Genomic DNA, 20,471 nt, shown 5'->3' with positions numbered 1-20,471 from the left:
TTGGACGCGACGCAGCGTAATCCGATCGACCGTATCGAGCCTTGCCGGGCGTCGAGTTGCACATCCACACCGGATTACCGTGCTGGAAGGCGACGCGGCGCCTGGCTGGTCGCCGCCATATGTCCATCATGCAACCGGCGTCCGGCATCGGCGCGCCCGGGTCGTCCGGCAAGCCGCGTCACGCCTCCAGCGCGCGCTCGATGCAGTCAATCAGCGCCTGGCCCTCGAATGGCTTGCCCAGAAAACCGTAAGCTCCGGCCGCCATGACCCGGTCGCGAATGCGATCGTCGGGAAACGCGGTGATGAAGATGACGGGCGTGTCGTCGCCCCGTTCGCGCAGCACCTGCGACAGCTCGACGCCGCCCATGCCGTCCATCTGGACATCGGTGATGAGACAATCGGCCGGGCGGCTGCCCACTGCTTCCAGATAGTCCTCGGCGCAGGAATAGGTTGCCACCTTAAAGCCGAGCGAGCGCACCAGGCTCTCCGTTGCGACGCGCACCGAGGGATCGTCGTCGACGATGGCTATGGATTTGCCTTGGGACACTGGACTTCCTTCAGGGGCGGCGCCGGTTTGGAACGCGCCGGTTCATGCTCCCCTAGATGGGCCTGTCCAAGGCGAAAGGGAATCATACACAGGTTTAGCCCGTCTCTATTTCGCCGTCGCCGCCAGCAGCGCCTGGTCCATCTTGACCAGCTCGGCCAGCGAGCGTGCCTGCATCTTCTCCATCACGTGGCCGCGATGGATCTTCACCGTGATTTCGCTGACACCCAGCTTCCCCGCGACCTGCTTGTTCATGAGGCCGGTGGTGACCAGCGCCATCACCTCGCGTTCGCGCGCCGTCAGCGTCGCATACCGGCCCTTGAGCGTGGCCAGGTGCGCCTCGCCCGCGCGGCGCTCGCGATCGGTGCCCAGCGCAGCGGACACGGCATCGAGCATGTCCTGGTCGCGGAACGGCTTGATGAGGAAGTCGAGTGCGCCTGCCTTCATCGCCCTGACCGACATCGGCACATCGCCATGGCCCGTCATGAAGACGATTGGGATGTTGTTGCCGAGCCTGGCCAGCTGGGTCTGGAAGTCCAGGCCGCTTACTCCCGGCAGGCGGATATCGAGAACCAGGCAGCTCGCCTGGTCGACCGGCCCGCGCGCGAGGAACTCCGATGGCGAGCCGAACAGTTCGACGCGCATGCCCACCGAGCGGAAAAGGCTGCCCAGCGCCTCGCGCAAGGAGGCGTCGTCATCGACCACGAACACCAGCGGCGCGATCTCTCCCATCAGGCGGTCTCCTCAAAAGCGGGCAGGATGATTTCGAAGCTGGCGCCGCCGCCGGAGGGCGAGCTGGCCTTCAACCGGCCGCCATGCGCCTCCACGATGGAGCGGCAGATGGACAGGCCCATGCCCATCCCTTCGGGCTTGGTCGTGAAGAACGCGGCGAACAGATTGGCCGCGTCACCGGGCGAAAAGCCCGGTCCGCTGTCGGCGATTTCCAGCGCGATGCCGCCATCGGCACGGCGCGACGTGATGGCGATCTCGCGTTTCTCGCCGCCGCCGGCCGCCATGGCCTGGATGGCGTTGACGACCAGGTTGATGATGACCTGCTGCAGCTGCACGCGATCTCCCGAAACCCTGTCCAGGCCGTCGGGCAGTGACAGGCGCAGCATGATCTGATGAGCGCCGATCTCGCGCTGCACGAGGCTTAGCGTATCCTGCACCAGGTCATTGAGGTCGAGGGGCATCGGCTGCGGCGCGGCCTTGCTGGACAGCGCCCGCAGGCGCTTGATCACCTCGCTGGCGCGCCGCGCGTCGGCTATCATGCGTTCGATGGACTGCGTCACCTCGCCCATGTCGGGCTCCGGACGTTTCAGCCACCGCAGCCCGGCCTCGCCATTCGTCACCACGCCGGCCAGCGGCTGGTTGACTTCATGCGCGATCGAAACCGTCAGCTCGCCCAGCGTCGCCACGCGCGAGACATGCGCCAGCTCCGCCTGCGCCTGGTGAAGCGCGTTCTCGGCCTGCCGGCGCAGGGTCACGTCCATGATGCTCACCAGCACAAGGTCGAGCCGCTTGCGGTCCGCCGGCATGGCGACCGTGTAGAGGACGTTGAGACGCCGTCCGTCGAGCGCGTCCATGACGCTTTCGGACTCGAAATGCGGCTGGCCGCGCCAGATGGCGTCGAGCAGTTGCCAGATCGAAGGCTCCATGTCCGCCGGCACGAGCAGCGGCAGCTGCGCCTTGAGGATGGCGAGATCCGAGGCGCCGAATGTCGCATAGGCCGTATCGTTGGCATTGATCAGGCGCATCAGCCCAAGTGCCTGGCGCGCGAAATCGGGCTGACGCCGCGCGATATCCGCCATGTCGCGCGCCCCGGTGCCACGAAGCGCGTCGAGCCGTGTCTTCAGCGCCGAAAGGTCCATCTCGAGTATGGCAACGCCCGTGGCGAGGAAGATCGTGCGATAGCGCTCCTCGCTCTTGCCGATCTCCGCGATGGTGGTCGCGACGCGCAGGGCGAGCAAGGTCGTGATGCCGATGGCCGCGAGACTGACGAAACAGCGGGCCACGGGCGCGGATTCGGGAGTGGCGCCATGAGTGATGGCGAAGCTCAAGAGAGTAAGCCCCATGCAGCCGGCGGCCACCAGCAGCGTGCCGCGCCTGCCCGTGAAGTTCAGCGACAGCAGCACCACCGAGACGTAGAGGACCGCGATCGCGACGTCGTAGGGCGCCAGTGTGTCGAAGACGAAGATCGCGGCGGCCAGGACAAGCGCTGCGACCGGCGAGTACCGCGACATGAGCCCCCCAAATGGCATCTGGCTGTCGGCAAAATCGTATCGGAAAGTCCTCATGCCAGATTATCGCCGGTTCGCACAAGCCGGGCCTCGACGAGGGCGACGGCGAGGATGATGGCGACCGCGATCGCCAGGCACGAAAGGCCCATGGCCCTGAATGCCAGCCCGCCAGCCGTGACGCCGGCGAGGAATCCCACGATGACGGTCGCGGTCGCGACCAGCCCGGGCGCGAGGCGGCGGCCGAGAACGCTGTCGGTCAGGTCGATCGACAATTGCGTGATGTTGGTGGTCATGACGTTGGTCGAGGCGTGGCCGGGCACGAGGAGATGCACGGCGGCGCTTTGCACGCCCATGGCCGCGAGGCCGAACAGGGCCGGCGCGACCGCGAGAGCGCCGGAACCGTCCACGCCGCTGACCGTCAGTCCGCTCAGCAGGACGGCCTCGAGGCAGAGCGCCACGACCAGCGCCTGCCGCGTCTTGCAGGCCCAGCACCTTGCGATGCAGGTCGTGACGACGCCGGCGAGGACGAAGACAGGGATCGCCACGACCTTGAGCGCGAACAGGCTGTTGCTGGCCACGAGTTCGGAACCGGCGACCACGAAACTGCCGGTCACCTGGGCGACGAAGAAACCGCTGAAGGCGAGGAACGTGCAGGCATCGACGAACCCCGCCACGAAGGCGAGGCTGACCGTCAAGGCGGGGTTGGCAAGCGCGCTGTCGGGCCGTGTCAGTGTCGGGGCGTCCATGGATGGCATCCTTTACTCGGCGTGTTCACATGCACGCACAGCGTATGGGCGCCACGGCCCGTGCGAAATCATCCGTGCCGACCATAGCCGCGCCTGTCGGTGCTAGTCGCCCTATACGCATGTATGAGCCCACCCAAACGACCATCCGATATTGCCGGGACGCGCCCCGATCTAGCTTGGGTCATCCAACACGGACCCGAGAGGAAAAGCTCCATGACCACGACATCCCAGCAATCGCGCCACGTCGTCTCCCTGGCAAATCAGCCCCCGCGTTTCCAGGGGCCCAGGGGATCGATCACCCATATGGATGCCGGCGATCTGCCGCTGCTGCGCCGCCTGTCGATGCGTCGCCTGCTGCTGGACCATGGCGGGGCGCGCGAACCGCATTGGCACGCCAACGCCCATGAGCTCGGCTACTGCATTCGCGGTGAGGCGCTGATCACCATCGCGGCAAACCATGCCGAACGCGAAAGCTTCGTCGTCCATGCCGGCGACATGTTCTTCGTACCGTCGGGCGCCATGCACGCCATCGAAAACGTCGGCGACGGCGACGCCGAGTTCATCCTGGCCTTCTCGCATGAGCGGCCAGAGGATTTCGGCATGAAGGCGGCCTTCGGCGCCATGTCCGATGCCGTGCTGGGCAACACCTACGATCTGCCGGCGGAAGCCTTTTCGCGGCTGGACCGCTCGGCGGGCGGCAGCGACATCCTGAGCTTTGAAAGCCGCACGGAAGTCGAGGAGCAGGCCCGCCACGTCAACCCCTACAAGTACAGCGTCGAGGCGACGCCGCCGCAGATCGACTTCCCCGCCGGCACCGCACACACCACGAAATCGGCGCTGTGGCCTATCCTGCGCGACATGGCCATGTTCTCGGTGACGATCAGCCCGAGCGGCATGCGCGAGCCGCACTGGCATCCTGAAACCGCCGAGATGGGCTACGTCGTCGCCGGCAAGGCGCGCATGACCATCCTCGACCCAGACGGCACATCCGACACCTATGTCGTCCAGGCGGGCGATGCCTATTTCATTCCGCCCGCCTATCCGCATCACATCGAGAATGTCGGCGACGGCACGTTTCATGTGCTCATCTTCTTCGACCAGGTCTCGCCCGGCGACGTCGGCTACCGATCGCTGATCAACGTCTATCCGCGCGCGCTTCTGGCCGCTTCCTTCGGAATGAGCGAGGCGGACCTGCCGCCCTTCCCCTTCACCGAGATCGATCCGCTGCTGGTGCCGCGCGCCAACCCGGTCGAGCCGGTCGCCTGAAATCCACCGCAACCACCACCCCAACCAGAAAGGAACCACGCCATGACCACGCTTACCGCCTCCCTGCGCACCCCCACCGACCTTGGCCAGAACGCCACCCGGGACATCGCCGGCGCCCTTACCGGCCTGCTCGCGGATACGTTCGCGCTGTACCTGAAGACCAAGAATTTCCACTGGCACATGTCGGGGCCGCATTTCCGCGACTACCACCTGTTGCTCGACGACCAGGGCGACCAGATCTTCGCCATGACCGATGCCATCGCCGAACGCGCACGCAAGGTGGGCGGCACGACCCTGCGATCCATCGGCCACATCGCCCGCATCCAGCGGCTTGCCGACAACGATGCCGAGTTCGTGACACCACAGGACATGATCGCCGAACTGGCAAGCGACAACCGGCAACTGGTCGGCTTCCTGCGCGCAACGCATGTCGTTGCCGAGGAACACAACGACGTGGCCACGACCAGCCTGATCGAAGTGTGGATTGACGAAACCGAGCGGCGCGGCTGGTTCCTCTTCGAGATCACCCGTAACGCATAGACCCGGTCAGGTCGGAGGCGCGATGCTGGCGCCCCCGGAAACGAAATTGAGCGGGGCCTTGGTTAGAGGCACCGCTCCCAACGCTTGCGGTACCGCGGTTCGCCGATCGCGCGACGCCGGACAGCGTCCGATCTCGTCGATGGGCTCGGACGGGATCAGAACGACCAGCTGCGCGCCTTCGCAATGATGAAATCGCGGAAGACGTGCAGCTTCGCCTGGTTCTTCATCGCGTCCGGATAGGCGAAATAGGTGTCGAAGGACGGCACTTCGGTCTCCGGCAGAAGCTGTACCAGCCCGGAATCCTTGCTGATCACATAGTCAGGCAGCATGGCGATGCCGGCCCCGCCCTGCACGGCGCGCTTGATCGACAGGATGTCGTTGATCTGCAGCGTCGGCACGCGCTGCCCGCCTTCGAAATCGCCGACCGTCTCCAGCCAGTTCAGTTCCGACAGATGCGAGGGCACCGGCACGCCGAAGGTGACGATGCGATGGCTCTTCAGTTCGGCCACCGAAGCCGGTTTGCCGTGCTTGGCGACGTAGGACGGAGCCGCGTAGAGATGGAAATGCACGGTGAACAGGCGGCGCTGGATGAGATCCGGCTGTTGCGGCTGCCGCAGGCGGATGGCGCAATCCGCCTGGCGCATGGTGAGGTCGAGTTCCTCATTGGCGAGGATCAGCTGCAGGCTGATTTCGGGATAGAGCTCGATGAATTCCTGCACGCGCTCGGTCAGCCAGCCGGCGCCGAGGCCGACGGTCGTGGTGACGCGCAGTACGCCGGAAGGACGGTCCTTGGTCTCGGTCAGCCGCGACTTGATCGTCTCGAGCTTCATCAGCACGTCATGCGCCGTGCGAAACAGCATTTCGCCCTGTTCGGTCAGCACCAGGCCGCGTGCATGGCGGTTGAACAGCGGTACGCCGACGTCGTGCTCGAGCGCGCTGACCTGCCTGGAAATCGCCGATTGCGACAGGTGCAACGTCTCGGCGGCATGGGTAAACGACCCCGCCTCCGCCGCAGCGTGAAACACCCGTAGCTTGTCCCAGTCCAACGCCATGATTCCCCTCGTTCTGTTTTTGGCGTCTGAATGAAAAATCAGGCTTTTAAACGGCGTTCTTCAGCCGCTTTTGGAGCGTCCTCACTCCGCCGCTTCGCGATGAACTTCGATGCCAGCCAGATACTTTTCCGCCTCGAGCGCCGCCATGCAGCCGAGTCCCGCCGCCGTCACCGCCTGGCGGTAGACATCATCCGTCACGTCGCCCGCCGCGAACACGCCGGGCACGTCGGTGCGGGTGGAATCGGGCGCCGTCCACAGGTAGCCGTTCGGCTTCTGCTTCAGCTTGCCGACGAACAGGTCCACCGCCGGCGCATGGCCGATCGCCACGAACACGCCGTCGACCTTGAGATGCGTCTCCGCGCCGGTCACCACGTTGCGAAGCTTCAGCCCTTCCACCGAAGGCGGCAGCGGCGTCTTGCCGGGCCGGCCGGTGATCTCGTCGATGACCGTGTCCCAGATGACGCGGACGTTCTCCTTCTTGAGCAGCCGCTCGCGCAGGATACGCTCGGCGCGGAAGTCACCGCGCCGGTGGATGACGGTGACGCTCTTGGCGAGGTTCGACAGATAGAGCGCCTCTTCCACCGCCGAGTTGCCGCCGCCGATCACCGCGACATCCTTGCCGCGATAGAAGAAGCCGTCGCAGGTGGCGCAGGCCGACACGCCAAAGCCCATGAAGTGCTGTTCGGTCGGAATGCCCAGCCATTTCGCTTGCGCGCCGGTGGCGATGATCAGCGCGTCCGCGGTGTAGGTGGTGCCGGAATCGCCCTTGGCACGGAACGGCCGCACATTGAGGTCGACCTCGGTGATGATGTCGTTGATGATGTCGGTGCCGACATGCTGAGCCTGCTTCAGCATCTGCTCCATCAGCCACGGCCCCTGGATCGGATCGGCGAAGCCCGGATAGTTCTCGACATCGGTGGTGATCATCAGCTGACCGCCCTGCTGCAGGCCGGCAACCAGCATCGGCTTCAACATGGCGCGTGCCGCGTAGACAGCCGCCGTGTAGCCTGCGGGGCCGGAACCGATGATGAGAACGGGAGCGTGTTTGGTGGTCATCTAGAGCCTCTGCGGAGAGCAGCCAGCAAAATGCGGCGCGAAAATCTCGTCTGATATCGCTGACAATGTAAGTGTTGCCCGCAACGCCAGCAAGACGATCAGGCCGTCGTCCCCGGAAAGCTTCGGCCCATTTGACTATTCGCGGGGTAGACCGCTTTCGTTACCGCCGGAAAATCGCTGTCGTGAGGGCTGGCGCCGCCACAAAAGTCGTTTAATTACAAAATCACGAAAGATTCTTTCGTGCAGTCCGAAAGCCGCCCATGCCGCTCAAAGCCGACCTCGACGCCATCGACTGGAAGATCCTGCGGGAACTCCAGGGCGACGGACGCATGACCAATGTCGAGCTCTCTAGCCGCGTCGGCATTTCGGCGCCACCATGCCTGCGCCGTGTCAAGCGGCTGGAGGAGAGCGGCATCATCCGCGGCTACCGCGCCCTGCTCGATGCGCCGGCGCTCGGCCTCGATGTCGTCGCCTTCTGCCTGGTCGGCCTGCATCACCAGGCCGACGCGGAGCTGCGCACCTTCGCCGAGCGCACGCGCGGCTGGCCGATCGTGCGCGACGCCTGGATGGTGTCGGGCGAATCCGACTTCCTGCTGCATTGCGTGGCGAGCGACCTCGGCGCCTTCCAGACCTTCGTCATCGAGGAACTGACCTCGACGCCCAATGTCGACACGGTGCGCACCGCGCTGACCATCCGCCGCGTCAAGGACGAGGGCCTGGTGGCGTTGAAGGCTTGATATTCTGGTCGAAGCGGCAAGCCCGCTGAAAACCGATGGAAACCAGAGGGATAGGGCGCCCCCTTGAATCTGTTGGCCGACGAACAACAGTAGGCCGGCTCAAAGCGTCTCGATTGCCACCAACAACCCATTCAGATCGTCGTGATCGCGCAGCGGCAGCACCTCGAACCCAGCCTGGCTGGTCGCTTCGCCGTCGACCAGCCAGCCGCGCGACAGTCCGGCGCGCCGGCCCGCTTCCATGTCCGCCGGCTTGTCGCCGACGATCAGCGAGCGCTTGAGATCGAGCCCAATGCGCGTCGCCGCCTCAAGCAGCATGCCCGGATTGGGCTTGCGCATCGGATGATCGGCGATCGCCAGCGGCCCCTCGCCCGCCTCGTGGTAGGCGCAGGCGACGATCATATCCACGAACGCATCGCGGGCGCGCAGCAAGTCGAGCACGCGGCCGTTGACATCAGCGAAATCGCCCCAGCCGAAATAGCCGCGCGCTATGCCCGACTGGTTGGTGACGATGATGACGGGTATGCCACCCCGGTTGGCTGCGGCGATGACCGGCACGATATTGTCCAGCAGCACTATCTTTTCTGGATCATCGGGATAGCCGGTATCGACATTGATAGTGCCGTCACGGTCAAGGAATAGCGCCGGCGTGCCCTTGGCAAAGGTCCTATCGCCCACCCGCTCGACCCACAGGCCGGGCTCCACCAGCGGGAACGGGTTCGGCGATGCGTCAGCCATTATGCAGGCGCGCTTCGACCACTTCGCACAGATAGTGATAGAGGCATAAATGCCCCTGTTGGATGATCGGCGTTGAGCTCGAGGGTACGTTGAGCAGGATATCCGACAGCGGCTTCAGCTTGCCGCCTGTGTCGCCTGTCAGTCCGATCACCGTCATGTCCATCATCCGCGCCTGTTCGGCGGCGGCCAGGATGCTCGGCGAATTGCCGCTGGTCGAGATCGCCAGCAGCACCGCGCCGGCCGAGCCATGCGCCTCGACCTGGCGCGAAAACACCGTGTCGAAGCCGTAGTCGTTGCCCCAGGCGGTCAGCACGGCCGCGTTGGCCGGCAGCGCTATGACGTTGTAGGCCTTGCGCTCCTTGAGGAAGCGGCCGACCAGTTCGCCGGCGATGTGGATGGCATCGCTGGCCGAACCGCCATTGCCGGCGATCAGGAAGGCCTTGCCTTGCGAAAGAGCAGCCACGACGGCGTCCGCCGCCCGCTCCATCTCGCTGGTCAGGTCGCGCTCGACCATGGAGGTGATGGCGGCCGCCGAGCGGACCAGGTAATCGTTCAATGCAGACATGAAATCCTCAATTGCCTCCCGTAGCGCGCAATTTGCCGATGGTGCCGGTCGTGCTCTTGCCGGCGACGAGATCGACAAGCACGACGCGCCCACCCCCCTTCCGCACCACGTCGGCGCCGACAACCGTGTCGATCGTATAGTCCGCGCCCTTGACCAGAATGTCGGGCAGCAGGGCCTCGATCAACGCCAGCGGCGTGTCTTCCTCGAAGACTACGACCGCATCGACCGAGGCAAGGGCGGCGAGCACGCAGGCCCGGTCATGCTGGTCGTTCACCGGGCGGCTCGGCCCTTTCAGCCGGCGCACCGAAGCATCGCTGTTGAGGCCGAGCACCAGCCGGTCGCACTGGCTGCGCGCAGCGTGCAGCAGGCTGACATGGCCGGCATGGAGAATATCGAAGCAGCCATTGGTGAAGCCGACGCTGAGGCCCTCCTCCTTCCATGCCGCGACCATCCGTGCGGCGGCTGACGCGTCAAGGATGGCGTCCTTGTGCACCGTCGGTCCGTGCGAGCGAAACAGCGCGCCGGTCAGTTCCTCGGCCGTCAGGCGCGCGGTGCCGCGCTTGCCCACCACCACGCCGCCGGCGGCATTGGCGATGGACGCGGCAGCGACACGGTCGGCGCCGGCGGCGAGCGCCAGCGCGAAACTCGCGATCACCGTGTCGCCCGCGCCCGAAACGTCGAACACTTCGCGCGCCTGAGTGGCGATATGGCGGGCGTCATCCGCGCCGACGACGCTCATGCCCTTTTCGCTGCGCGTCGCGACGACGAACTCGAAGCCGTGGGCCGAGATCAGCTCGCGCGCGGCGGCGACGATCTCCTCGTCGGAAAACACCGCGCGGCCGACGGCCTCGCCGAGTTCCTTGCGGTTAGGGGTGATGGCGGTGGCGCCGGCATAACGGGCATAGTCGCGGCCCTTCGGGTCGACCAGCACCGGCTTGCCGGCCTCGCGGCAGATCGCGATCAGTTCGGCGGCGACGCCGTCGAGCAATATGCCCTTGCCGTAATCGGACAGGATGACGATGTCGGCGCTTTCCAGCGCGTCGCGGAAATGCCGGATCAGCCCTGCCCGCTCGGCGGCGGCAAGCGGCTTGATCTCTTCCTCGTCGAAACGCAGCACCTGCTGGTTGAGCGCGCTGAAACGGCTCTTCGAGGACGTCATGCGGCCGCGATCCCGCGACAAGCCGGCCGTGTCGACGCCAAGCTCGCCCAGCATGCGCATCAGATTGTCGCCGGCATGGTCGGCGCCGATCGCCGACACCGGTACGGCCCTGGCCCCGAGAGAGACGATGTTGCAGACGACATTGCCGGCGCCGCCCATGGCAGACATTTCGCCGCGCCCGTGCAGCACGGGTATCGGCGCTTCCGGCGAGATTCGTTCGATGACGCCGTTGACGAAGCGGTCGAGGATGAAATCGCCGACCACCAGCACGGTGGCCTGGCCAAACCGCGCGATGGCGCGGTGCAGGGGTTCGGGAGAAGGCGGATTGTGCTTGATCATCTCACTGGCAACACGCTGATAAGGCCGATCTCAATCATATAGGTCATCACCGACAGGCCGGATCGTTCACGGCCCGGATCGTTCATGGCGAAAGCCGATATACCGCAAATCCAAGCAGCGCAACGCCAGCCCTTCACCCCGCTCCTGACCGTCAGCTCTTCTGCAGAGCGACGTGGACGCCCAGCCCGACCAGCACGGCCCCGCCCGCCCGCCGCATCAGGCGTTGCGCATGGCTGGAGCGGCGCAGCCGGCCGATCACGGCACCGGCCAGGAACACGCAGGCGATGTCGGCCGAGGAGAACATCAGGTTGACGATCGTTCCCAGCACCGCGAATTGCAGCCAGACCGGGAATGCCGCCGAGGCGTCGATGAACTGCGGCAGGAACGCCATGAAGAAGATCGCCGTCTTGGGATTGAGCGCCTCGACGGTTATGCTCTCGAAAAAGGCGCGGCGGGCCGATTTCCGCGCGATGCCGGGCAGTTCCACATCGCCTTGCGCCTTGGCGCGAAATAACGCGACGCCCAGCCAGATCAGGTAGAAGGCACCGACCAGTTTCACCGCCATGTAGAGCATCGGCACGGCATGGAACAGCACCGACAGGCCGGCGGCCGCGGCAAAGACATGCACATAGCCGCCCAGATGAATGCCCAACGCCGCAGTCAGGCCGGACCAGCGGCCACGCGCCATCGTCTGCGCGGCGGCATAGAGCATGGCCGGGCCCGGGATATAGGCGAAGATCGCCGTGGTGGCGAAGAACGCGATGAGCAGTTCGGTCGACGGCATCTATTTGTCCCCTCACGATCGGCCGAGCCGGCAAGTGCCGACTGAGCGGAAGCATTGCGGCACCACTGTGACGCCTGCTGTGCCGCGGGGCAATCGACTCGTGGTTCGCCCCATTACCCTTTCTTACCAGCTTCAGCGCCGCCCCTCGCCTGCGTGCCGGGCACTTCTCCCCGTATAGTGACGGGGAGAGGGGCGCTCGCATCGCCGGTTTCGCCAATCACCAGGGTCGCAAGACGGGCGCCTAGGTTGCGGCCAGCCTCCTTCTCCCCGTCACTATACGGGGAGAAGTGCCCGGCAGGGCGATGAGGGGCAGCGCCAACTTCGATAATTGGCGTCTCCGCCACAAGTTGGAAACTGTCATCGACCTGAAGCCATTCATCTACGGCGCCGCACCGCTTTATCGACAGCCTATCATAGCTCCCTTATAAGGGCCGGAATCGGCAAGCGAAACGAGCATCAAGGCCAACAACATGATCATCGTCACAGGCGGCGCCGGCATGATCGGCTCCAACATCGTCGCCGCGCTCAACGCCGAAGGCCATGACGATATCCTGGTCGTCGACGACCTGACCGATGGCCACAAGATAGCCAACCTCGCTGACCTCAGGATCGCCGATTATCTCGACAAGGATGACTTTCTATCACGCCTCGAAGCCGGCGGGATTGGCCGCATCGAGGCCGTGTTCCACCAGGGCGCATGCTCGACCACGACGGAGTGGAACGGCAAGTTCATGATGGAGGTGAACTACGCCTATTCGAAACGGCTGCTGCACGAATGCCTCAAGCTGCGTGTGCCGTTCCTCTACGCCTCCTCGGCCTCCGTCTATGGCGGCGGCTCCGAATTCCGCGAGGAACCGGCGCTCGAACGGCCGCTCAACGTCTACGCCTATTCCAAGAAACTGTTCGACGACTATATCCGCCGCACCGTCTTCGACACCGACCATTCGCCGGTGGCCGGCCTGCGATACTTCAACGTCTACGGGCCGCGCGAGGCGCACAAAGGCGCCATGGCCTCGGTCGCCTTCCATCTGTTCAACCAGGTCGAACGCGGCGAGAACCCAAAGCTGTTCGGCGCCTATGACGGCTTCGGGCCGGGCGAGCAGAGCCGCGACTTCATCCATGTCGGAGATGTCGCCGACGTCAATCTGTGGCTATGGAAGCGGGAACTGAGCGGCATCTTCAACTGCGGCACCGGCCGCGCCCAGCCGTTCCGCGCCATTGCCGAAACGGTGATCGACACGCTGGGCAAGGGCGAGATCGAGTTCATCGAATTCCCCGATCATCTCAAGGGCAGCTACCAGAGTTTCACCCAAGCTGATATGTCCCGCTTGCGCGCGGCCGGCTATAATGGCCAATTCCGGACGGTCGAAACCGGTGTCAGAGACTATGTCGAATGGCTGAGAGCCCCACGATCCTCGTGATCGGTCCACGCTGGGTGGGCGACATGGTGATGGCGCAGTGCCTGTTCTCGGCGCTGAAGCAACTGCATCCCAATGCCGCTATCGATGTGCTGGCGCCGGCCTGGGCCGCGCCGCTGGTCAAGCGCATGCCCGAAATACGCCAGCAGATCGACTTTCCGCTGAAACCCGGCGCACTCGAATTCAGCCATCGCCGCCGCTTCGGCCGCCTGCTGCAAGGCCGTTACGACATGGCCTATGTCCTGCCTGGAAGCTGGAAGTCGGCGCTGATCCCCTTCTTTGCCCGCATTCCCCGCCGCGTCGGCAATCTCAGGGAAATGCGCTACGGCCTTTTGACCGATATCGTGCCGCTGCCTGATGCCGTGAAGCGGCGCACGGCGCAGACCTATTTCGGCCTCGCCCGGGGCGGTACGTTCCGCGCGCCCAGACTTTCCATCGATGCCGAGAACCAGACGGCGCTGCTCGGCCGCTTCGGCTTGCAGGCGGGAAGATTCGTCGGGCTCATGCCCGGCGCCGAGTTCGGCCCGGCCAAGCGCTGGCCGAGTGAAAGCTATGCCGGCCTTGCCCGCGATTTCATGGCCAAGGGGTTCAAGGTCGCGCTGTTCGGCTCGAAGAACGACCGCGACGTGACGGCGGAAATTGCGGCCCTTGCGCCGGGTGTCGTCGATCTCGCCGGCCAGACGCGGCTGGAAGACGCCATCGACCTGATCGGGGCGGCGAGGCTTGCGGTATCCAACGACAGTGGCCTGATGCACGTCGCCGCCGCCGTCGGCACGCCGATCGTCGCCGTCTACGGCTCGACCTCGCCCGAGAACACGCCGCCTCTGGCCGAACGGCGCGAACTGGTCTGGCTTCACCTCTCCTGTTCGCCCTGCCACAAGAAAGTCTGCCCGCTCGGCCACCTCAACTGCCTGAAAACGCTTGAGGTCGCGCAGGTCGCAGCCGCGGCCGAACGGTTGCTGGAAGTGCCGGCGGCGGCATGAAGGTCCTCATCGTCAAGACATCATCGATGGGCGATGTCATCCACACGTTTCCAGCGGTGGAGGACGCCAGCCACAAGCGGCCGGACGTATTCTTCGACTGGTGCGTGGAGGAGGCTTTCGCCGGCATCGTGGCGCTGCATCCGGCGATCGGCACCATCCACACCGTCGCCATCAGGCGCTGGCGCAAGCACCTGTTCGACCGGAGCACCTGGCGGCAGGCGACTCACCTGCGCCATGCCTTGCGCGACAGCCACTATGATCTGGTCATCGATGCACAGGGCCTGCTGAAGTCCGCCGTGGTGGCGAAACAGGCGGCGGCCCCGATCGCCGGCTTCGACAGGTCGAGCGCCCGCGAACCCAAGGCCGCGCTGTTCTACGACCATGGTTACAACGTGCCGCGCGACCTGCACGCCATCGAGCGCACCCGGCGTCTGTTCGGGCTGGCGCTCGGCTACGAGCCCGATCTTTCGAAGCTGGACTCCGGTATCGTCCCGCCGGTGGGCCACGGCGCGGACATTGATGGCAAGACCGCCTTCCTGCTGCACGGCACCAGCCGCGAGGACAAGAAATGGCCGGCCGAAGACTGGATCGGAACCGCCCGCCTGCTGGTCGACAGGGGCATGGTTCCGGTCACGACCTGGTCGAATGACCGTGAGAAGGCGGTGGCCGAGGCGATCGCGGGAGCGGTTCCACAGACGGTTCTCGTGCCGAAATCATCGCTTGCCGCGATCGCCGCGATCATCGGCCGTTCGACGCTGGTCATCGGCGCCGATACCGGCCTGACCCATCTCGCCAGTGCCTTCGGCTTACCGACCATCGCGGTGTTCCTGGCGACAGAACCCGGCCTCACCGGGCCGCGCGGCCCCTATGCATCGACGCTGCTGGCCGCGCCCGGCGGACGAGTGACGCCGGCGGAGGTTATGAAGGAAGCGGAGAGATTGATGGAGCGTCGGTCGCATGGACGGAACGGCGCCCGCAAGAACTGATTTATTCAATCAATTCAATCGGAAGTGGCGGCTGCCCCTCATCCGCCTGCAGGCACCTTCTCTCGTATAGGAACGGCGAGAAGAGAGTTGGCCGCAACCTTGGCACTCTTGTCTGAAATGTTGAAAATTGGCGAAATCATTGATGAGAGCATCTTTCTCCCCGTCACTCTACGGGGAGAAATGCCCGGCAGGGCAATGAGGGACGGCGCAAGCCTTGGCTTGAAAAGCGACGCCCCCCCGAATCCCCTAGATAAACTGCAGCTTGACGATCTCGTAGCCCCTTGCGCCGCCGGGAGCGTTGACTTCGATGGCGTCGCCGACGGCCTTGCCGATGAGCGCGCGGGCGATCGGCGACGAGATCGAGATGCGGCCGGACTTCACGTCCGCCTCCTGGTCGCCGACGATCTGGTAAGTCTTCTTTTCCTCTGTGTCCTCGTCGACCAGCACCACGGTCGCGCCAAACTTGACCTTGTCGCCGCTGAGCTTGCTGACGTCGATCACTTCGGCGCGGGCAATGAGGTCCTCGAGCTCGTTCACACGGCCCTCATTGAGGCTCTGCGCCTCCTTGGCGGCATGATACTCTGCATTCTCGGACAGGTCGCCATGCGAGCGCGCTTCGGAGATCGCCTCGATGATGCGCGGGCGCTCTTCCTGCTGGCGCCAGCGCAGTTCTTCCTTCAATGACGCGAACCCTCCGCCTGTCATCGGGACCTTGTTCATGATGCCTGACCTTTCCTGCCGCCACCCCCGCGTTTCGGGGAAAGCCTTGTCGATGGTACAAAAAGAAAACGGTCCGGCAGCCTCGGGCTAACGGAACCGTCTCACCACAATTTCGGTGAATATAGCAATCTTCGCGGGTTTTTCACGCCAAAAAATCGGTTTTGAAAAAATCATCCGCTGCTTTCGCAAATGCCGTCGCGCCAGACAGGGTCTGTTAGCAAGGTGACGACAAAAAACGGCTGCGATTGCTCGCAGCCGTTTTCGAGGAAATCCTGGAGACGAATCAACTCCGCATGAAATGGTCGATCTGCTCCGACAGCATGCCGTATTCGCGCGACCCCTTGCCTGTGCGCTTCTCGATTTCCATCAACTGCTGCTGGGCGCCGGCGAGATCGCCGATCTGCAGATGCGCTTCGCCGAGATACTCGCGCACCAGCGTGTAGTTCGGGTCGATGCGCAGCGCTTCCTCGTAATAGCCGAGGCCGACGGTTACACGGCCGGAATGGCGGTGCGAATATCCGAGATAATTGAGGATGCGCGGATCCTGCTTGTTGGCGGCAAGAGTGAGCACCGAGATCGCCTCGTCATAGCGCCCGGCCAGCGCCAGCGCATGCCCGGCATCATAGATGCTGTCATCGTCCAGCATGCCTTCCTTGGGCGCGACGCATTTCTTTTTCTTCTTGTCCCAGACCTCGCCCTTCTTGCACTGGGTCACCGTTTGGTCGGTGCCGGTACTATCGCCGCCGGCCGCGAACACCGGAACGGCGAAGAACTGCAGCGCGACGAGAGCGGTCGCCGCCTGGATCAGCATTCTCTTATGCATCGAAGCCTCCTTGGGGATGACAATGCAACACTAACGCGGGTCGAGCCGCGTTTCATCCCGGAAAAATCCGGATTGCCAACTTCGTCCGATGCGGCAGCGGCGATCGTGACGTGACGGACGCTGCAAATCCGCTATCATCGCGACTTCGGAAAGGAGACCGCCAGTGCAGCAGCGACTGGAGAAGGAATGGGAACTTTTGATCGGACCCGAAACCGTGCGCCTGTTCATCCTCAAGGCCAAGGCGCTCAGCGCAGCCGTCAACGAGGACTACGAGGACGGCGCCGAGCACGAGGTCGAACTCGACGGCCAGTCGCATGTCAATCACCACCATGATGGACTCGCCGAGGAAAGCTCCGAAAACCTCACCGGGGAAGAGCTGCGCGAATTGATCAGCGACCTCAATGTCGACGAAGCGGCCGAACTCGTGGCGCTCGCCTGGGTTGGCCGAGGCGACTACGATGCCTCGGAATGGGCCGACGCGCTGGCGGCGGCGCGCGAACGCGCCAACAAGCGCACCGCGAAATACCTGCTCGGCATGCCGCTGCTCGCCGACTGGCTGGAAGAAGGGTTGGAAGCCATCGGCGCGTAACAGCGCCGTCACCGTTCGTGATGGAGCGCAGGCAACCTCGGGGCGGCCGTGCCGTTGACGGCGATGGCAACGTTCGTCTTCTCGCGGAAATACAGCATTGCATTGGTCATGGCCGTCACCGCTCTGCTGGTGGTGCCGGCCGACGCCAGGCACCGGCATCACAAGCCGCTAACGCCCCGGGTGGAGCAGCCACTGACACAGCGGGCCGACCAGCCGCTGAGGTCGAGAGGCAAGCAGCGCCTGAAAACGCGCGGTTCCCGGCACGTAACGCCGACGCAGACACAACAGGAAACGCAGGGACCGCGGACATCGCCAGCCGCCGTGCCTGTGCCTGAGCCGCGTCCCGTGGACGAGCAGAAGCCCGATGCCGCAGCGGCGGACAAGGAGAGGCCGCGGGCTCCAGCGACCACTGTTGCGCCCAACCAGCCCGATCAAGACCGGGTCATTGAAGCAAAGCCCGGTCTGGAAAAACAGGCACAGCCATCCGCACCAGAGCCGTCCGCCGATACGGAAATCGAGCCGGAGCCGCCAGCCGACGCACCGATCCCGACCCCAAAGCCCGATATCGCCGAGCCTCAGCCCCAGCCCCCGGTTGTAGCCCCCCAACCACCGCCAAAGCCGGCTGACAACAGCGACAAGAAGATGCTTCCCGACCCGCGTTCGGCTGATGTGCCCGCTGAAAAAATGCCCGCGGAGGAAGTCGCCTGCCGTGAACGGCTGAAGACGCTTGGCGTCGAATTCGAGGAGCACAAGGCGGAAAGCAATCCCGAAATCGGCTGCTCCATCCCTTACCCGATCGTGCTGAAGACGCTCGGCAAGTCGATCGATATCGCGCCTGGCACCGAGATCAACTGCCCGATGGCCGAGGCGGCGGCACGGTTTGCCGCCGATGTCATCCAGCCGGCGGCGAAAGCCGAATTCGGCGCCGACCTCAAATCGATCAGCCAGGCGTCGGCCTTTGTCTGCCGGCCGCGCCATGGCACCAGGAAACTGTCGGAGCACGCCTTCGGCAATGCGCTCGACATCGCGAGCTTCACCCTGTCGGACGGCAAGAAGATCGAAATCAACTCGTCGCCGCCGGAAAAGGACGCGAAGTTTCTCAACGCTGTCCGCAAGGCGGCCTGCGGGCCATTCAAGACCGTGCTCGGCCCGGGCGCCGATGCCGACCACGCCCTGCATTTCCATCTCGATCTCGAGCCACGCAGGAATGGCGGGACGTTCTGCCAGTAGCTGATCAGCAGGAACGGCGTGCCGCATTTCAGCCGCAGGCATGAATGCGGGCGCTGAGCTTTCCTTTACTCTTGATCGTTAAAATGCCGGATATCTCGACCATGATCCCGAAAGGTGGAAACCGGTTTTTCGCAAAGGATCATGGTCAGGCAAAGGTAGAACCTGATCCTGGTCAGGTTCGGGGACAGGAACTCCGCCAATGGCCGGCAAATCTCGCGCCGTGTTTCTAACCATCGCGCGCCAATCGAAACGCGTGGCGCTGCTGGCCACCGGCCTTACGCTCGCGGCGGTTTCGGCCTGCAATACCGGCAGCGTGCTGTCCCTGCAGCCGGCCGTCGACGTTGGCGCACAGACATCGTCGGTCCCCCAATATACCGGCATGCAGCGGCTGGTCCCTTCCAATCCCTACATGACGCAGGCCGCCTACCCGCGCATGGACACCCCGATGTCGCCGGTCGAACAGATCCCGGCCAGCGAAACCGATTGCCGCCAGCAACTGAAGCGGATGGGTGTGGTCTATACGGACCTCGCGCCGATCCATGAAGGCCAGTGCGGCATAGATTATCCCGTCAAGGTCTCGGCCATCGGCAGCGTCGAGATGAAGCCGGCGGCGACGCTGACCTGCGACATGGCCGCCACCTTCGCCGCCTGGACGAAGAACGAACTGGTTCCATCCGCCCGCTGGCGATACTTCTCGGGCGTCAAGACCATCCACCAGGGCTCCAGCTATTCCTGCCGCAACATCGCCGGCGAAGGCGTGCTGTCAGAACACGGCAAGGGCAACGCGCTCGACGTCATGAGCATCGAGCTCAACAATGGTGACGACATCGACGTGCGCAAGCCCGGCCTGTTCGCCTTCCGCACACGCGGCTTCCTCAACAATGTGCGCGCCGACGGCTGCCAGTATTTCACCACGGTGCTGGGTCCAGGCTACAATTACGACCACCGCAATCACTTCCATTTCGACATCAAGAACCGCAAGAACGGTTATCGCGCCTGCCGCTGATCAGGCCCGAGAGGCCCGCGGCGACAGCCGAATTCCTTAAGGAATGCACGCTGGCGCCGAAACGAGGATCGATACCCGTCACATCCCCAGCCGCTTCACCGTTCAAAACCGAATTTGACCACAAATCGGCTGCATGCCTCCATTGATTTCCCGAATGGGGCGGGTGACAGATGCTGCAAGGCACGAGCGGGGTCATGATTCAACCAAGCCTTCGGCGGCGCGCGACGACATGGCTGTTAACGTTCTGCGCGGGCTATCTGGCGCTGGCCTACCTTGCCGCGCCGGAATTCTGGTCGTTTCGCGATCGCGGCTTTCGCACGCAAAGCTTCGAGATGGTCACGCACACGCCGCAAGGCATTCCCGGCGACCCGATCAATGTCGGCATTGTCGGCAGCGAGAAGGAACTGGTCCACGCCTTCGCCATCGCCGGCTGGGACACGGCCGACGCCACGACACTGAAGACCGCGATCAGGATCGGCGAAAGCGTCCTGTTCAGCCACCCCTACCCCGATGCGCCGGTCAGCCGGCTGCTGTTCGAGGGGCGCGCGCAGGACCTTGCCTTCGAGAAGCCGGTCGGCAACAGCCCCGACCGCCGCCATCATGTGCGCTTCTGGCGCACCGATGCGATCGGCGATGACGGCCGCACGCTGTGGCTGGGTTCGGCGAGCTTCGATCGCGGCGTCGGCCTCAGCCACAACACCGCAGCCATCACCCATCACATCGGCCCCGACCTCGACGCCGAGCGCGACTTCCTCATCGGCGACCTGTCCGCCGCCGGCGTGCTGACCTCGACCAGCGACATCGCCGGCATCGGCGCGACGCGCACCGGCCACAATGGCGGCGGCGATCCGTATTTCACGGACGGCAAGGCCGTCATCGGCGTGCTGCTGCAGCCGTAGCGTGTGGACCGCAACATCGTGAAGCGACAAGGCAGCTCATCTTGTAAAAATGGC

The 20,471-nt window shown here is 64.4% G+C and carries 22 protein-coding genes; 10 read left to right on the top strand and 12 right to left on the bottom strand.

All coding sequences use genetic code 11. From position 1 onward, the window contains the following. Window positions 1–178 precede the first annotated feature (178 nt). From ACO07C_RS24485 to ACO07C_RS24470, 4 genes are all read right to left on the bottom strand, one after another. Window positions 179–547: a response regulator transcription factor gene (locus tag ACO07C_RS24485; protein WP_421916742.1), complete on the bottom strand. Its 369-nt coding sequence runs from the start codon at window positions 545–547 to the stop codon at window positions 179–181. 105 nt (window positions 548–652) lie between these two features. Then, complete coding sequence (locus ACO07C_RS24480; protein WP_421916741.1) at window positions 653–1,276, bottom strand: response regulator transcription factor; 624 nt, start codon at window positions 1,274–1,276, stop codon at window positions 653–655. Then, complete coding sequence (locus ACO07C_RS24475) at window positions 1,276–2,841, bottom strand: sensor histidine kinase (protein WP_421916740.1); 1,566 nt, start codon at window positions 2,839–2,841, stop codon at window positions 1,276–1,278. Before ACO07C_RS24475 ends, ACO07C_RS24480 begins: the two co-directional genes overlap by 1 nt. Beyond that, entirely contained in the window at window positions 2,838–3,530 is a 693-nt protein-coding gene (locus tag ACO07C_RS24470; protein ID WP_421916739.1) for a YoaK family protein, read from the bottom strand. Before ACO07C_RS24470 ends, ACO07C_RS24475 begins: the two co-directional genes overlap by 4 nt. Before the next feature lie 213 nt (window positions 3,531–3,743). Here ACO07C_RS24470 and ACO07C_RS24465 point away from each other — a divergent pair, with 213 nt between their 5' ends. Both ACO07C_RS24465 and ACO07C_RS24460 read left to right on the top strand, forming a co-directional pair. Continuing rightward, complete coding sequence (locus ACO07C_RS24465; protein WP_421916738.1) at window positions 3,744–4,796, top strand: cupin domain-containing protein; 1,053 nt, start codon at window positions 3,744–3,746, stop codon at window positions 4,794–4,796. Between the two features lie 42 nt (window positions 4,797–4,838). Continuing rightward, window positions 4,839–5,336, top strand: coding sequence for a Dps family protein (locus ACO07C_RS24460; RefSeq protein ID WP_421916737.1), 498 nt, complete (start codon window positions 4,839–4,841; stop codon window positions 5,334–5,336). Window positions 5,337–5,491: 155 nt separating this feature from the next. Here the strand turns inward: ACO07C_RS24460 and ACO07C_RS24455 are convergent, their stop codons facing one another. Both ACO07C_RS24455 and trxB read right to left on the bottom strand, forming a co-directional pair. Beyond that, window positions 5,492–6,388 carry a LysR family transcriptional regulator gene (locus tag ACO07C_RS24455; RefSeq protein WP_421916736.1) on the bottom strand — a complete coding sequence of 299 codons (897 nt, stop codon included), beginning with the start codon at window positions 6,386–6,388 and terminating at the stop codon, window positions 5,492–5,494. Window positions 6,389–6,469: 81 nt separating this feature from the next. Beyond that, complete coding sequence (gene trxB, locus ACO07C_RS24450) at window positions 6,470–7,444, bottom strand: thioredoxin-disulfide reductase (protein ID WP_421916735.1); 975 nt, start codon at window positions 7,442–7,444, stop codon at window positions 6,470–6,472. Window positions 7,445–7,704: 260 nt separating this feature from the next. Here trxB and ACO07C_RS24445 point away from each other — a divergent pair, with 260 nt between their 5' ends. Continuing rightward, window positions 7,705–8,181 (top strand): Lrp/AsnC family transcriptional regulator, encoded by a 477-nt coding sequence (locus ACO07C_RS24445; protein WP_421916734.1) that lies wholly within the window; start codon window positions 7,705–7,707, stop codon window positions 8,179–8,181. A gap of 99 nt (window positions 8,182–8,280) precedes the next feature. Here the strand turns inward: ACO07C_RS24445 and ACO07C_RS24440 are convergent, their stop codons facing one another. The 4 genes from ACO07C_RS24440 to ACO07C_RS24425 form a co-directional block, all read right to left on the bottom strand. Further along, complete coding sequence (locus ACO07C_RS24440) at window positions 8,281–8,916, bottom strand: D-glycero-alpha-D-manno-heptose-1,7-bisphosphate 7-phosphatase (RefSeq protein WP_421916733.1); 636 nt, start codon at window positions 8,914–8,916, stop codon at window positions 8,281–8,283. Next, entirely contained in the window at window positions 8,909–9,481 is a 573-nt protein-coding gene (locus ACO07C_RS24435) for a D-sedoheptulose-7-phosphate isomerase (protein WP_421916732.1), read from the bottom strand. Before ACO07C_RS24435 ends, ACO07C_RS24440 begins: the two co-directional genes overlap by 8 nt. A 7-nt stretch (window positions 9,482–9,488) precedes the next feature. After that, entirely contained in the window at window positions 9,489–10,979 is a 1,491-nt protein-coding gene (gene rfaE1, locus ACO07C_RS24430) for a D-glycero-beta-D-manno-heptose-7-phosphate kinase (protein WP_421916731.1), read from the bottom strand. Window positions 10,980–11,130: 151 nt separating this feature from the next. After that, on the bottom strand, window positions 11,131–11,763 hold the full coding sequence (locus ACO07C_RS24425) for a LysE family translocator (RefSeq protein WP_421916730.1): 633 nt from the start codon (window positions 11,761–11,763) through the stop codon (window positions 11,131–11,133). Window positions 11,764–12,233: 470 nt separating this feature from the next. Here ACO07C_RS24425 and rfaD point away from each other — a divergent pair, with 470 nt between their 5' ends. The 3 genes from rfaD to waaC are packed head-to-tail and all read left to right on the top strand — an operon-like array spanning window position 12,234 to window position 15,150. Further along, window positions 12,234–13,184 (top strand): ADP-glyceromanno-heptose 6-epimerase, encoded by a 951-nt coding sequence (gene rfaD / locus ACO07C_RS24420; protein ID WP_421916729.1) that lies wholly within the window; start codon window positions 12,234–12,236, stop codon window positions 13,182–13,184. Continuing rightward, window positions 13,157–14,164: a lipopolysaccharide heptosyltransferase II gene (waaF, locus tag ACO07C_RS24415; protein WP_421916728.1), complete on the top strand. Its 1,008-nt coding sequence runs from the start codon at window positions 13,157–13,159 to the stop codon at window positions 14,162–14,164. The genes rfaD and waaF overlap by 28 nt, the downstream gene beginning before the upstream one ends. Further along, window positions 14,161–15,150 (top strand): lipopolysaccharide heptosyltransferase I, encoded by a 990-nt coding sequence (gene waaC, locus ACO07C_RS24410; RefSeq protein ID WP_421916727.1) that lies wholly within the window; start codon window positions 14,161–14,163, stop codon window positions 15,148–15,150. Before waaF ends, waaC begins: the two co-directional genes overlap by 4 nt. Before the next feature lie 246 nt (window positions 15,151–15,396). On the opposite strand, the gene greA is transcribed toward waaC, so the two are convergent. After that, window positions 15,397–15,870, bottom strand: coding sequence for a transcription elongation factor GreA (gene greA / locus ACO07C_RS24405; RefSeq protein ID WP_421916726.1), 474 nt, complete (start codon window positions 15,868–15,870; stop codon window positions 15,397–15,399). A gap of 283 nt (window positions 15,871–16,153) precedes the next feature. Continuing rightward, window positions 16,154–16,693 carry a tetratricopeptide repeat protein gene (locus ACO07C_RS24400; protein WP_421916725.1) on the bottom strand — a complete coding sequence of 180 codons (540 nt, stop codon included), beginning with the start codon at window positions 16,691–16,693 and terminating at the stop codon, window positions 16,154–16,156. A 163-nt stretch (window positions 16,694–16,856) separates the two neighbouring features. Between ACO07C_RS24400 and ACO07C_RS24395 the strand changes: the two genes are divergently transcribed. From ACO07C_RS24395 to ACO07C_RS24380, 4 genes are all read left to right on the top strand, one after another. Beyond that, entirely contained in the window at window positions 16,857–17,282 is a 426-nt protein-coding gene (locus ACO07C_RS24395) for a DUF3775 domain-containing protein (RefSeq protein ID WP_421916724.1), read from the top strand. Between the two features lie 63 nt (window positions 17,283–17,345). Further along, complete coding sequence (locus tag ACO07C_RS24390; protein ID WP_421916723.1) at window positions 17,346–18,512, top strand: extensin family protein; 1,167 nt, start codon at window positions 17,346–17,348, stop codon at window positions 18,510–18,512. Between the two features lie 199 nt (window positions 18,513–18,711). Further along, entirely contained in the window at window positions 18,712–19,518 is an 807-nt protein-coding gene (locus ACO07C_RS24385) for an extensin family protein (RefSeq protein WP_421916722.1), read from the top strand. 194 nt (window positions 19,519–19,712) lie between these two features. Next, complete coding sequence (locus tag ACO07C_RS24380) at window positions 19,713–20,417, top strand: LssY C-terminal domain-containing protein (protein WP_421916721.1); 705 nt, start codon at window positions 19,713–19,715, stop codon at window positions 20,415–20,417. Window positions 20,418–20,471: the final 54 nt, after the last annotated feature.

The sequence above is a fragment of the Mesorhizobium sp. genome, assembly GCF_965229135.1.
GTDB lineage: Bacteria > Pseudomonadota > Alphaproteobacteria > Rhizobiales > Rhizobiaceae > Mesorhizobium.
This window is presented reverse-complemented; position numbering and strand designations above follow the sequence as displayed.